9 protein-coding genes are annotated in these 14,215 nt (G+C 54.3%); 3 read left to right on the top strand and 6 right to left on the bottom strand.

What is annotated here, in order from left to right; all coding sequences use genetic code 11:
- Nucleotides 1-285: 285 nt before the first annotated feature.
- From L1D47_RS06535 to L1D47_RS06515, 5 genes are all read right to left on the bottom strand, one after another.
- Nucleotides 286-1,209 (bottom strand): hypothetical protein, encoded by a 924-nt coding sequence (locus tag L1D47_RS06535; protein WP_239883259.1) that lies wholly within the window; start codon nucleotides 1,207-1,209, stop codon nucleotides 286-288.
- Nucleotides 1,210-1,264: 55 nt separating this feature from the next.
- The gene (locus L1D47_RS06530; RefSeq protein ID WP_239883258.1) at nucleotides 1,265-2,485 is read right to left on the bottom strand and encodes a phosphoenolpyruvate carboxylase; all 1,221 of its coding nucleotides are present in this window, start codon (nucleotides 2,483-2,485) and stop codon (nucleotides 1,265-1,267) included.
- A gap of 1 nt (nucleotide 2,486) precedes the next feature.
- Nucleotides 2,487-3,140, bottom strand: coding sequence for a hypothetical protein (locus L1D47_RS06525; RefSeq protein ID WP_239883256.1), 654 nt, complete (start codon nucleotides 3,138-3,140; stop codon nucleotides 2,487-2,489).
- Nucleotides 3,141-6,812: an ATP-binding protein gene (locus L1D47_RS06520; protein ID WP_239883255.1), complete on the bottom strand. Its 3,672-nt coding sequence runs from the start codon at nucleotides 6,810-6,812 to the stop codon at nucleotides 3,141-3,143.
- A 322-nt stretch (nucleotides 6,813-7,134) separates the two neighbouring features.
- Nucleotides 7,135-7,848 (bottom strand): DUF3581 domain-containing protein, encoded by a 714-nt coding sequence (locus L1D47_RS06515; protein WP_239883254.1) that lies wholly within the window; start codon nucleotides 7,846-7,848, stop codon nucleotides 7,135-7,137.
- Between the two features lie 539 nt (nucleotides 7,849-8,387).
- Between L1D47_RS06515 and L1D47_RS06510 the strand changes: the two genes are divergently transcribed.
- The 3 genes from L1D47_RS06510 (at nucleotide 8,388) to L1D47_RS06500 (ending at nucleotide 11,192) form a co-directional block, all read left to right on the top strand.
- On the top strand, nucleotides 8,388-9,557 hold the full coding sequence (locus L1D47_RS06510; RefSeq protein ID WP_239883260.1) for a porin: 1,170 nt from the start codon (nucleotides 8,388-8,390) through the stop codon (nucleotides 9,555-9,557).
- 161 nt (nucleotides 9,558-9,718) lie between these two features.
- Nucleotides 9,719-10,237 carry an FMN-binding protein gene (locus tag L1D47_RS06505; RefSeq protein ID WP_239849640.1) on the top strand — a complete coding sequence of 173 codons (519 nt, stop codon included), beginning with the start codon at nucleotides 9,719-9,721 and terminating at the stop codon, nucleotides 10,235-10,237.
- A gap of 154 nt (nucleotides 10,238-10,391) precedes the next feature.
- A complete protein-coding gene (locus tag L1D47_RS06500; RefSeq protein ID WP_239883253.1) occupies nucleotides 10,392-11,192 on the top strand; it encodes a PepSY-associated TM helix domain-containing protein in 801 nt (266 codons plus the stop codon).
- A 634-nt stretch (nucleotides 11,193-11,826) separates the two neighbouring features.
- On the opposite strand, the gene mrcB is transcribed toward L1D47_RS06500, so the two are convergent.
- On the bottom strand, nucleotides 11,827-14,199 hold the full coding sequence (gene mrcB, locus L1D47_RS06495; RefSeq protein WP_239883252.1) for a penicillin-binding protein 1B: 2,373 nt from the start codon (nucleotides 14,197-14,199) through the stop codon (nucleotides 11,827-11,829).
- Nucleotides 14,200-14,215 lie beyond the last annotated feature (16 nt).

Raw genomic sequence — 14,215 nt, 5'->3', positions numbered from 1 at the left:
CTATATTAGTGATTACAAGGCAAAATAGAAGTTTTACTTGTTAACACAAAACGCCAACAATCCACCAACAAGCATGACGAGAACACCAGTGAAACACACCAATATGCACACCCAAACCAAAACAAAACTTCAAACAAACACTACATTTCAGTGATATTCAATGCGCTCAGGCAGAGGCTAGTGAAATCCTCTAGCCACAGGCGAAAAGATAGTAGATAGGCTAAAAGAAAAATTTAATCAAACTCGTAAACTTAAGAAAGGTGCTTCCACCAGCTAAACTATTGGCTATTTATGTCTCAACAGGCCCGTTAGCATCAAATTTCTGGTTAGCATATGCTGCTGCTTAATACTCACCTTGGATAAACGCATCCAACTAAACAAAGTCTGCCAATTACCCAGAGCTATTGCTTCAAGATAAGACACCTGCCGACTCTGTTTATAATAATCATCGGGATCATTGATTTGAGGAATATTGAGTAAATCATCGGGCTGGCTAACGGCTAAATCAGGTAAAATAAGCTGCTGACAACCATCCAATAAGCAGGCAATCTGTAATCCTGCGGGATCCAGATCGACAAAGGCACTTATGGTAATTTTCGTGGCTAGAGCCGTATCGTTTTGAATCTCTCTAAGCAAGGATTTTCGCCCCGCCGCCGAATGGGTGCCACCTCCGCGATAGATAAACATCGCATTACCCAATCGCCGACCCAATTCGGCACTAAACTCTCCTTGTTGTACCGCATCAAAGATATCCAAATTTTCAACGATGATAAGATCTGAAATAGGTTTATTGCGACAAACCTCAATAACACGATCTATGTGGAGTCTAAATGCCGTCTGCTCGTCAAACAGACCAAACTTATCGAAGCACGGCTCACCAGCAAACATAAACGGAGCCTTAACCAATACATAGTTTGCTTCAGGACGAATATTGGCATATTTCTCTTTCGAAGTAATGTTAGATATAGCTATCCGGTCAACATTAAAATCGAGATTGAGTACATCGACACCAGCATCAATATTGACCATCTCCCTGAGCAAGTCGAAGTCTGCCAATGAAAAATGAAGGTATTTACCTGCTCCATCGGGCTGGCCGATTTCCAATTGCCGATAAATCTTTTTCCAAGTGGCATTAAAAGGCACTCGAGGCAATCGCTTGATCACAGCATTAGCGATTGCATTCAATTGCATCTTGCTGAAAGTAGCCATGACTCTCCTTTGACGCCAGATCTATGCATATGGATGCATTGGCAAGGTTCTCTCCCTATGCCAAGCCCAATTCGACATCGCGAATGATGAAGTTACCACTATACACAGGATGACGCTCACCTATGGGTTCCAGCTCGAAATAACGTCTATGCTCTTCAGGCAAGCCTTCATAGCCGCAAATCACCTGATATAACCAGCTTTCTGGATCCCAATCCATCTGCTTTTGCCTCAGATAGTCCAAAGCCGATTGATTTACGCCCGAATCTATGACGGCACAAAAATACTCATCCACCGCCAACTTGAGCGGATTGTCGGGAATATCGAACTCTTCCGCCTCCACCAGGGCAAAGGGCACATCATGATCGCGCATCACAAGATCGCGACCAACGCGGCTGATGCTCTTGATCTGCGACACCATGGCCAGCAGTTCAACCTCCTGAGCCGTATTGGTCACGTCCACCGCCGCTGGTGCCAGAATCGCCTCAGCACGGTTAAACAGGGTCGGCAGCTGCTTATGGCTCACATGATCTGCCACCTCATAATCCGGATGCATATCCGTGTAGAGCAGCCAGCCCTTAAGCAGACGGGTTCGCCCCTGGATCTGACGGAAACGTCCTAGCAGCTCCAGCAGTCGCCCCTGCACTACACTAAGCTCCTGGGTACAGTCGCTCAGGGTCTCTTGTAAACGGGTAACCAGCAGCTTACGCAGCTCGCGAATATCGCCGGCGATCTCACCCAACTCGCTAAACTGGAACATCTCCAGCCCGTTGAGCAGCTCGGTCACTTGGCTCTGAGCCAGCTCGTTTTCACGTATCTTGGCGTTGATGGTGCCCACATAACCAAACTCGTTATTGATCCGGCTCCAAAGCACGCGAATCGAATATTTCAGCCCCTCAGTGAAGCTGTAAACCTGCTCGCTAAGATCCGCAAGATAAGCCTCGCTAGCACTATAGTCGGCGCTATGACGCGCCTCCTTGTAGTGATCAGCCAAGGTCTTGATAGTGGCGAGGGAGGACCCGACGTTGGCATCGATCTGTCGATTACGCTCGTCACTCAATGCTTCTTCCAGTAGGGCACGCACCGAGCGCTTCAGTCGCAATTCCTGTCCAGGTTCTGGTCGCCAAAGGATATCCGCCTTACGCAGCTTGTCGATGGCACCATCATTTTCACCATCTTCGGCTATCGACCCCGACAGGTAGACATCCATGATGAGATCCGCATGGCGTCCCAGCTGCTTAAGCAGTTTCACGCCAGCCTGATGTAGGTTACTGCTCATATCAGATCAAGTCCCTCTGGATTGCGGTTTCCGCCTGAGCCTCCAGACTGAGCCCTTCGGTCTCATCGATAAAGCGGATCACCTCGTAGAGGTAATCCAGCTTACCAGTGGCAATATAGATCTGCTTCTCCTGATTGGGACGCAGCAAATACCCCAGTTCTACCAGGCGCTTAAACACTAACTTAATCTGCGCGTCCACCTGGGTAGAGCTGGAACCAAACAGGCGATAATGGCTGATCTTGGCCAACTGCTCACGAAACGCCGGAGTATCTTCGATACGGGTCTGCAACTCGTTGAGCCGCACCGCCGCTCCCTCAGACAGAGGCGCATCCTGACCGCTAGCCTCTTGTACCAACACTAACCACTCCACCAAAGGGATCAGCGCATGACAGATATCGCGAAACTGACTGGAGATCACTTTACGCTCATCATCACCCAGTTGTAGGTAACCGCAAAAGAACACCTCGCCCTCCCCTGCCGATGCCAAGGTGCGATTAATCTGATTCAGGTACTGCTCGATACTGTCACGCGTGGTCTGGGATTTGAGCGCGCGCCAAGCGTCTTCGTTACTGGTTCGGCAGATAAACTCGCCACGCAGCAAGGCTTCGATAAGGGCGCCCTGGCCCACGAGTACGGTTTGTGTGCTACTACTCATTTACACAGCCTCCTTGGCAAAACGCTGGCTCAGCTTGTCGGCAATGGGGTTAACTTGTGGCTTAACAACCTGTAATTTCTTGGTTTGCTTGTTGATGATGTAACGATTAGCAAACAGGTTAAGCACCTCAGATTCAGGATTCGGGAACGCCCCCAATACCGAGATATTATTGTTCTCACAGGCATCGAAGATCTTCTTCACGTTGCCATGGTGCAGGGTACCCAGCTCGTCGATCGGCCAGTGAATGGTGACATCGGCGCGGCCACGCAGCAGACGGGTGAAGGCCAGCAGGAACTTACACAAGATCAGATAGGCCATACCATGGCTTGACGACTCGTTAAGCTGACGGTCGGTGCGGATCACCAGATCGCTATTGCCCTCCTTCAGGCGCAGCTCAATCTCCAGCAGCTTGGCGATACCGCCGGTGAGGGCGGCGCGGCCGATAATATCCAGTGCGCGGCGCATGCTGCTGGTGTAGTGCTCGTCCGGTAAGTCGGCAAAGCCTTCAGCCTTCCACTGTTTGAACGCCTTAACGAACTCCTCCAGCTCGGGCCAGAACTCCAGCTCGCTGATACGCGAGCGGATACGCACCGCCGACTCGCTGACGCCGTCGAGGAACAGCTCTTCGCCCACCTCACGGGTGATGCGGGCGCTCTGGGAGGCGATGCGGCGGTCGATATCCGCCAGTACGTCGTAAAACGCCGTCAGATCGATACCAAAGTTACGCCCCTGCTCTCTCAGCCCCATGATCGCCTGTGGCACCATGACGTTGAGCAACTGCTCAAGCTGCGGCACCAGCTTGCGATAATCCAGCAGGCGAATGCCCTTGTCGTTGACGAAGCTCGACTCCTCGCGGGCGCGCTCCCAGGTTTCAGACAGGCTGGAGCCCGACTTGCTGGCGATCACCGAGTCGAAATGCTCGATATACTGCTTCACCGATCCCATCAGCTGATCCCGGCGCAGCAATAACTCTTCGCCCTGACGCAGACGCTCTGTGAGTCCACCCTGCATCTCATCCTGGCTCGATGGCAGTTTCAGCTCGGCCAGCTTGCGCATCACGGCGCGCAGCTTGGTCAGGTTCTCCGAGGCCTCCACCTGAATGGCATCAGACTGTTTACGCTCGCTATCGTATTGCTGGCGCTGATGTTTAATCTCGTTGGCCTTAGTGGTGAGCTGTTGCGTCAGCTCGGTCACCGCCATCTTGACCTGACTCAGCTCTGTCTGCAGCTTAGGCTTACGGGCCAGCCAGGTGTGTTGATACCAGTCGTCGAAGCGCAGTACCTCGCTGCGGCGCTGCTCCGCCTTGCTGATGTTGCTCTCCAGCTCGCGGATCTCCTGCTTAAGCTTAAGGATCTTGTCTTCATCTACGCCGCGGGACTTCAGCTCATCCTTGTACCACTGCTCGCAGGCCTTCTGCTCCGCCTTGGCCGCCTGACGGCGATCGTTAATATTTTGCTTCACCTGGGAGAGCTGGGCATCCAGCGCGCCGACCACTTCCTGCCAGTAGGCCTTCTTCTCCATGCGCGCCTCGAGCGCCTGCTCGTTTTGTTCCTCAAGCCACTCCTGATGCTGGGCCTTAAGCTGTTTCATCTCGCTGTCGAGACGGGCGAGACGCTTCTGTGACTCGGCCTTACGGGCAGAGAGTGCCTGATTGATCTTCTCCTGCTCGGCGCGTTTCTCGTCGAACAGACGGCGCAAGTCGTCACGGCTGTTCTTGTAGGCCGTCTTGGCAAAGGTCAGCTCGCGGTTAAGCTTATCCAGCTCGGCATTGATGGCCACCAGGGCCTCCTCCGCCTCGGCCTGCAGCTGCTTGGCGCTGGCCAGCGCCTCCTCGGCCTCGCTGTAGCGGCCCCTGAGCTCCTGCTCCGAGGCGGCATATTCGGGGGTGGCCAATGCCTTGAGATCCAGATCGACGCCGCAGAAGCTGTCGCCACCGGCGGATTTGGCCGGGTGCAGATCGCTGCGATGTAACAGCTCCGGGTTAATCAGCTTGCCTATGCTCTCCTCCCAGCCATCGACCTCCTTGCGCAGATATTCGAGCAAGGTATGAGACTGAGGAAAGAGCACCTGATGCAGCTCATCCAGCGCGCCCTGGCGCTCGATAACCCTGACCCCCGCCTGCCTCAGCCCCTCGTTGGCCTGGTCTCGCTTGGCCCTGAGCTTGCGCTCCTCTCCGGCGAGGCGATCCACCATGGCGTTGCAGGCCTCCTGCTCCTCGTCGGCGCGGGAGATACGCTCATCAAACACCGCCAGATTCAGTTTTTCTTCTTCGCTGTAGGTGACGTTGTTGATCTGCATCTGCAGTTCGGCCGCGGTTAACTTGAGCTGATATTCCTGCTCGTTGTGCTTGGCACGACCCGCCTCCACCTGCTCACGCCAGCTCACATCGAGGGCGGCCAACTCTTCACGGCCCGCCTCCTGCTGCTTGTCTCTGGCTTCACGATGCTTATCCTGCTCCTTGTCGAGCTGTTCCAGTTCGCGGTTGAGGTTTTCGCCAATCTTGCTGCGACGGGCGTTGTAGGCCGCCTCGATATCCTGGTGCTTCTCGGTCTGCAGCTTATGACGTTCGGTCAGGTTCTCTAGGCTCGCGCGCCAGCTAGGCAGCTGCTCAAGGTCCAGCTTGGCCTGTTCTATGTCGGCATCGAGAAAACCTGCGTGCTGATCTTCGATGATATCCAGCTCGTGCTCTATCTTGGCGACATCGCCCTTGGCGGCGGAGAGATCCAGGTTGAGTTCGTCGCGCAGCTCCTTCCACTCGTCGTCGAGCTGACGCAGCTTGTTACCAAGATCTTTCGAGCGCTGCTGATTTAGCTCCTGACGCTCTATCTCCTGGGCCTCATCCTTGCCATAGCCGCGCTTTAGACCAGCCAGACGCTGCTCCGCGCTCAGCAACTGGTTAAACTCCTGCTCCAGCTTGTCAAATTCGGGGCGGATCTGCTCGAAGCCCTGGATTAATTGGCTCTCGCGGATCCAGGCCTCTACCCGCTGAGGGTTGAGACGTGAACTCGGCGGGTTAACCCCATCCTCCTCCAAGATGGCGGCGATCATCGACTTGATGGTCTCCATCTTGCCTTCTTTGGAGTGCACCGCCTTGGCCAACTTCTCTATGTGGCGCAGCGTATGTTCATGCTGACACAGGGAGAATTGACGGGCGTAGGCGCGTAATTCGCTGCGGTTGCTGCCGGTGCTGAGCAGGGTACGATCGTTCTGAATGATGGCGCGGTATTCGCGGGTGTTGAGCAGATTGGTCACCGCCACTCCGGCGCGTTTCATCTCGCGGCCAAGCTCGGCCATGTTGTGGCACAGAATCGACTCCCCCTGCTGCGACTTGACGTAGTCTTCCAGCTCGAAGCCCTTGCCGATGAAGCGGTAGTTGACCCCCTTGCCGTCTCCGGCCGACGCCAGTACAGCCTGGGTCAGCAGGCCGTCGTCTCGCCGGTATTCATAGATGATATAGCTGGAATCATGGGGCAGATACCAACGCTCAAAGCTATCACGGGTCGAGGGCACCACGCGGCTGGGGTACTCGCCATAAAACACGGGCACCAGACGCTGTAGTGTGGTCTTGCCCGAGGCATTGGTACCACAAATATTGGTGTGTCCATCGAGGGCGAGTTCCACAACGCCAGGGAGGTGCGTATTGATCAGCACGATTCGATTTAAGCTTGGCATCTCTTTCCTTATCCAAACGGGCTTGTCGGCCGCCCAGCGGGGCGAGCAGCAAAGGGGAATGGCAAAACAATCCCACTAAAGTAAAACAAAGCCACCTGCTTGGCAATCTGGCCCGGGACTTGGGCGGGATAGTCGTTTAAAAAGCGTGCGTAACACCCGATTTCAGGCGAATCTCACGGCAAGAAAGGGGAAATATCTAGGGTAAATAGCGGTGAGCAATAAACAGGGAAGAAAGGCGACGGGGTAAATTTACGAGCGCTATCGGAAAAGAGACAAGATGAGGAGCCGGCCAGCGCCGACCCCAATTCAGCATGCCAGCTGACTAGTCGGCTTGCTGATAGCTGACGCGGCGCGCCTCATAGCGGGCCACCATCTCATCCATACTTACATCTTCCAGTGGACGCAGACCGCTAAGCACCAGGGTCTTCTCGCCCGTGCCCACCAGAGTGTCGCCGCAGTGCAGCTCAAACTTCAGGGTCACGTCACCGCGCTTGCCGTCGATCTCAAGCGTCTGCTCCACCAGGCTAAGGGCGATGCTGTCGAAATCTAAGGTATTGAGATCGAATGACATGCTCTCATAGATCACCAAGGGGCGCGCCGGGTTGATCATCATGCCGTGCTGCTTCATCAAGGGCACTAAGACGTGAGTAAAGTTAAGGCCAGAGAAGGCCACATAGCTGCGCACAAAAGATTCTGTCTGCACCTCACACTGGGTGGTCTCGCCGCTGCGGCTCACACTCAGGTACTGCTTGTCCTTATCATCCAAGATAGCAAAGCTGTCGCCTACCGCATCGGGAAACACCAGATTGACACCGCTGCCGACCATCCCCTCGAAACGAAATGTCATCTTCTGGCTCAGCCCATATTGTCCAAGCACCAAGGCAAACAGGAGATCTCCGGGTACGCAAAACTTCTTGGCATCGACATCGTGGATGGGATTAAAGTCCTGTGCGACCCCTTTGGCAAATTCGCTCGCCTGCTGGGCTGACACAGAGACCAATTGCTGTGCTTTATTAAAATAAGGACTTAGAAACATATCGGCTCGTCAATCAGGTGGTGTAAGAGTTAACTATAACAGTCAGTTAAAAATTTAAGGAGGCACAGTCTATAGCAAAACCCGCCAAACACTTCTCCGATGACTTGATTAGAGGATGAAGAAGCCCTCACCGAGCCCCGCTAAAAGCTGGTTCTCTTGCTCAAGATGCCATATCAAATTGGCGAGCAAGCCAAATCGGCCCGCCTATTCATCTGCCAAAATGGCTACTAAAGCAGCCCATTTACCCCCTAAATCCACTAAAGCTGCAAAAAAGATAAATTTTTTAAAGTTAACATTGTCAGCGAATGTCAAGACGACAAATACGCCAAGAGGAATACAACCAACTGTTATTTAAGGAGTTTTAATCATTTACTATTACAGCATCTCCGCACCATGCAAGTGCAAACTACTTTACCTTGACTTTACATTTGTTGATCTCAAGCAATAAACTTAATGATAATAGTTTGCATTACGATACCTAAATTGATAGAATCGCCAGCAACTTAATAACCCTGATACAACAACTGGGAAGAGAAATGATGAAGAAAACGCTAATTGCCGCAGCACTGGTCAGCGCATTCGCTAGCCAAGCCGCTATCGCCTCAGATGAGACTCAAGAACTACGTAAAGTGATCGAACAGCAACAGAAAGTGCTGAAAGATCTTGAGAAGCGTCTAGAGCAAACCGAGCAGCGTGTAGAGAAAACTGCCGACGCCGTTGAAGAAAGCAGCTCAGCTAAGAGCGCGACGACTATCGGTGCTTATGGTGAGCTTCACTACAACAACATCACTGACAACAAATCAGGTTCAGACAAGAAAGAGTTCGATTTCCACCGTTTCGTACTTTTCTTCGGCCACGAATTCACTTCAAACACACGTTTCTTCTCCGAAGTAGAGCTAGAGCACTCTATCTCTGGTGACGGCCAGAACGGTGAAGTCGAGCTAGAGCAGGCTTACATCGAGCACGATTTCAACGACATGCTGACCGGTAAGGCGGGTCTGTTCATGATGCCAGTAGGTATCATCAACGAAACTCACGAGCCACCAGCATTCTACGGTGTTGAGCGTAACCCAGTTGAGAAAAACATCCTGCCAGCCACTTGGTGGGAAGCAGGTCTAAACCTAAACGTTAAGGCAGCCCCAGGCCTAGCCTTCGATGCAGCGGTCACTTCTGGCCTGAACGTTGGCGAAGACTACAAGATCCGTGGCGGTCGTCAGAAAGTTTCTAAGGCAAAAGCTGAAGATCTGGCTTACACAGCACGCGTTAAATACACTGCCGTTCCAGGTCTAGAGCTGGCTGCTACCGTGCAGTACCAATCTGATCTGACTCAAGGCCGTGGCGATGTCGATACCGCTTCTGCGACCCTATTGACTGCACACGCTATCTACAACATCGAAAACTTCACCGTTAAGGCACTGTATGCTCAGTGGGATATCGATGGTAAAGAAGCTGAAGCACTTGGCCGTGATGAGCAGACAGGTTGGTATATCGAGCCATCTTACCGTTTCAACGAAAGCTTTGGTGTCTTCGCTCGCTACAACGAGTATGACAACAACGCAGGTAACGGCGACGACACTAAGGTCGAGCAAACTAACGTAGGTATCAACTACTGGTTGCACGAAAACGTTGTCTTCAAGGCCGACTACGAAAAAGTTGGTGGCGCTAAGGATGCCGACGGTTTCAACCTAGGCGTTGGCTACCAGTTCTAAGCCATTAGCCCATACCGCAGTGCTCAATGCTCCCATTGAGCACTGCCTATGGCTAAGCCACTTTACGAGGTGTCTTAGTCATAGTTAACAAGCACAATGAAACAACAGCTGAACGGATTCATTACCACAGGCCTCATCCACTCTTACTACCGGGTCATCCAATGAAGTCTCTCTCTATCAAACTTATATTTGCCTCACTCTTCACCGCCTTCTGCGTACAGGCCGCCAGCGTCTACCAAAGCAGCGAAGACTTTATCAGCCAGGCCTTTGCCGGCCCCATGCCCAAGGCCAAGGTCTACTGGTTAGAGGATAGCGACAAGCTGGTGATCGAAGATATCCTGGCACATAAATTCAACAAGATGCGCCTGCGCTACTGGCTGCAACAGGGCGAGACAGTTTGGATCCTCGAAGAGATAGGCAAGGAGTCCCCCATCACGGTCGGCATCCATGTGAAAGATAAGGCGATAGTGCAGACCAAGGTGCTGGTCTACCGAGAGAGCCGCGGCGACGAGGTACGCCACGAGTTTTTCACCGATCAGTTTAAGCAGGCCAGGCTTACCGAGGAACATCAGCTGGATCGCAAGATAGATGGCATCACAGGGGCCACCCTGTCGGTACGCGCCCTGACTAAATTATCACGCATCGCCCTCTATCTGGACGACAAGGTCAACAAGCCTTAAGCCTAGGTTAGCGTTATCCTAAAGGCTGTTATATGATGACCAGCGAGCAGGCTAGCCCTGCTCTTTTCGTATCCAACAGGCTGTCAGCGCCGGGCATCCATGAGTCTGCTTTCGGCCGCGCGCCAGATAATAGTCAGAATAAAGAACGCCATAGATGACAAACAAGCCCCGCCACCCCCATCGTAAACCCCTGTGGCAGAAACTCGCCAAGATCTTCCGCCCCTGGCACAGACGCCTAGGGATCGCCAGCGCCCTGTTAGTGGTCATGGTTGCCGTCACAGGCGTCTTAATCAATCACAGCAACGACTTCGCGCTAGACAGTGCCCATGTACATCAAGGCTGGCTGCTGGATCACTATGGCATCAAGGCGCCTGGCCGGGTCGCCATCTTCGAAACGCAGCCACTGCTCGCCAGCAGCGATAACCTGCTCTGGCTAAAGGGCAAGCCGGTACTAGAAGCCCAAGGGCCGCTGCTTGGTGCCCTCGCCTATGGCGAGCACTATGTGGCCATCGACGCCCAGCACCTCTATCTGCTGAGCCAAGACGGCGCCTTGCTTGAACAGCAGGGCCGGGCAACCGGCCTGCCTCAAAATCTCAGAGCCCTGGGCCTACTGCCCACAGGTGACGGCCAGCAGCTATGGCTCGACACAGATTCCGGCAGTTATCTGAGCGATGCCGATCTCATCGAGTGGCAGGCGGCACAGCCTCTGGTGGCCCTCGACTGGCAAGCGCCACTGGCCGATGACAAGAGTCACGCGCTCATCCAGGAGTTATCACTCAGCGCCCGCGCCATGCACCTCACTTGGGAGCGTGTACTGCTGGACCTGCACAGTGGCCGCATCGTCGGGCTAGCCGGCTCGCTGATGATGGATCTGGTCGCCCTCTGCCTCATCTTCATGGCGATATCCGGCCTCTATCTATGGCAACAGGCCAAGCCTAAAAAACGCCGTAAGTAACCAGGCCCTAGGGCCTGTTTATCTTTCGCGTTCATTTGTGCAGCATTCTGTATCGCTTTTATACAAGGCAGAGCGATTGTAATGTAGTGCACTACATCAATGAGCGATAACGCAGTAGAAAAATGATACAGACACTGCCCGCAGGGTTCGTCTTGAGCACGTTCAACTCTTTGTTGCTCGGCTTTTATATAGAATAACTATACTACAAGCCTCATGCCGCGATTTGAAGTGCTTGCTCTGCGTGTGCTTAAAGTGGATAGATGCTAGGCACAGTTTGCAGCGAATGGCCCTAGTCCTTCGCAAGAACTGTAACGCAGCAAATACCGCTGTAAGCCTCGCCCTGCGGGGCTTTGATAGCAACACCATTTCGGCGTTATTCAACTTCAGCAGGCCTCGGCATGCCCTCAGTTGAATGCCTTGAACTGTCGCTGCTATCAAAGCCAGAGCTGTGCGACGACTTGTTCGCACCTTCCTTAGAACAAAATTTGTTCTCAAAAGGTCAACAGGCCCTAGCTCTGCCACCAAGACAGAGGGCGCCATATAGCGCGGTTCAATCCAGCGATACAATAAAAAAGCTCACCTTAGGTGAGCTTTTTTATTGACCATTTATTAACTATGGAAAGCCTGAGCGAGCCTAGCCGCCCATCAGCTTCTGCCACCAGGACAGCGGATCGCCACAGTTCTTAGCCGGATGATAACTCTCACTCAAGGCCGGCAGCGCCACCACATTGTTGCAGCCCTTCTCCTTGGCGACCCCCGTCTTGGCATCGAAATACCCTGGCACCACACCACTTACCGGCGTGCGTCTCAGGCCGATGGGGGCACGCTGCTTGAGGAAGGCCTGGTACACGGCCATGGCGCCGCTACTGCCATAGAGGCTAGTCTTGCCGTTATCATCCAGCCCCACCCAGACGGCCGCCACGTTACGCTCATCGAATCCGGCAAACCAGGAGTCACGCGAATCGTTACTGGTCCCCGTCTTACCCGCCAGGGTCACGCCCGGGAAGGCCTGGCCCAGCTTGGCGGCAGTGCCCGATTGCACCACCTGGGTCATGGCATGTTGCACCAGGAAGTCGCTGGCCACGGGGATCGCCTGATCCGTCGCGCGCTGACTGGCCGACAGAGGTTGATTATCGGCATCCAGCACATGGGTCACCGCACTCAGCTGACGGTAGCGGCCGTTATCGGCCAGAGTCTGATACACCTGGGCCACCATCAAAGGCGAACCGTTGACCGCCCCCAGCAGCATGGAAGGATATTCGGGGATCGCCTCGTTCCAGCCAGACTTGGCCAGGGTGGTTGCCACCGCATCTGTGCCAATCGCCATCCCCAGGTTGACCGTCGGCACGTTCATCGACTTCTTGAAGGCAGTCATCAGCGGCACCTCGCCGGAGAACTGCTTGTTGACGTTTTGCGGCGACCAGGTCTTGCCATGGGAGTTGGTCAGAGTGATGGGCTCATCCTTTAGCGGCGTCGCCAGGGTGTACTTGTCTCCGTGGGTCAGCGCCGTGGCATAGACGAACGGTTTGATCAGCGAGCCTATGGGGCGGCGGATCTCCACCGCGCGGTTAAAGCCCTGATAACTTGGCACCTTGTCGCCCACCATGGCGGCGATACCGGCAGAGTATTTGTCGGTGACCACCATGCCCACCTGCAGCGCCTTGTCGCGCTGCTCCAGGTTTTTCATGGTCGAGCGCACCGCCTGCTCCGCCGCCTCCTGGGCCAAGGGATCCAGGGTGGTGTAAACCTTGATGCCCGACTGCTGCAACAGGCTGTCGCCGAATCGGCGCGACAACTCGCCGCGCACCACGGCGAAGAAGGCCGGCAACTTCTGATGCACAGGCTTGCTCGCCTTACGCACACCGAGGGGAGATTCCACCGCTACCTTGTACTGGGCCACCGACAGCTGTCCCGACTCCATCAACAGGCGCAGTACCAGATCCCGTCGCTCCTGAGCCCGCTCAGGATAACGCCAAGGATTGTAGTAGGAAGGCCCCTTGATTGCTGCCACCAGGAAGGCCTGCTGCGGCAGGGTCAACTCGGCGATCGGCCGACCGAAATAGAACTGGGAGGCCAGGCCCATGCCGTGAACGGCGCGAGACTTATCCTGGCCCATATAGACCTCGTTGAGGTAGGCCTCAAGGATCTCATCCTTGTCGTAGCGAAAATCGATAATGATCGCCATCAAGGCCTCTCTGAGCTTACGTATGATGGAGCGCTCACTGGAGAGGAAGAAGTTTTTCGCCAGCTGCTGGGTCAGAGTCGAACCACCTTGCACTGTGCGCCCGGCGCTGATGTTGACCATGGCGGCACGTAGGATGGCGAAGGGGTTAACCCCGTGATGCTCGTAGAAGCTCCTGTCTTCCACCAGGATCAGCGCATCGACGATCGCCTGGGGGATCTTATCCGTGGCCACAAACAACCTGTCTTCACCATCACCGGTGATAATGCGATCCAACAACACAGGCTCAAGGTGGAACACCGCCAGCTCGCGGTGATCGCTACTTCGCGCCACCGAGGCGACCCCCTGACTGTCGAAGGTGATCATCACCCGCTGCGCCTCTTGCGATCCTTGGGGATGCAGGAAGGGACGACGCCAGAGATCCACCTTGGTCATGGAGGCAGAAAACTCCCCCACCTGGCGGGGATTGGCCACCTTACGGTAGCCCAGTAGCTTGAGCTCGGCGATCAGCTGAGCATGACTCACAGCGGCGCCAGGATAGAGGGCCATGGAGCGGCTGAATACCTGCGCCGGCAGGTGCCACTTCTGCCCCTCAAACTTGCGGGCGATGATCTGATCCAGATAGATACTGTAGATGGTCATGGCGGCAATCAGGATCAGGCCAAGCTTCCAGCTTAACGACCAGATCCTGCGTCCCCAACCCGGTCTCGCCGCAGCGGCACGCTTGCTCTTGGCCGACTGGCTCTTGCCCGACTTGCCAGTAGAAGGCTTTCGAGTAGAAGACTGGCGGGGTCTGCGTGGTTTTGGTGTCTCTTTATTCGTCATCGTATTTCCAGTCAAA

This window comes from Shewanella sp. Isolate7 (assembly GCF_022398425.1).
GTDB lineage: Bacteria > Pseudomonadota > Gammaproteobacteria > Enterobacterales > Shewanellaceae > Shewanella.
This window is presented reverse-complemented; position numbering and strand designations above follow the sequence as displayed.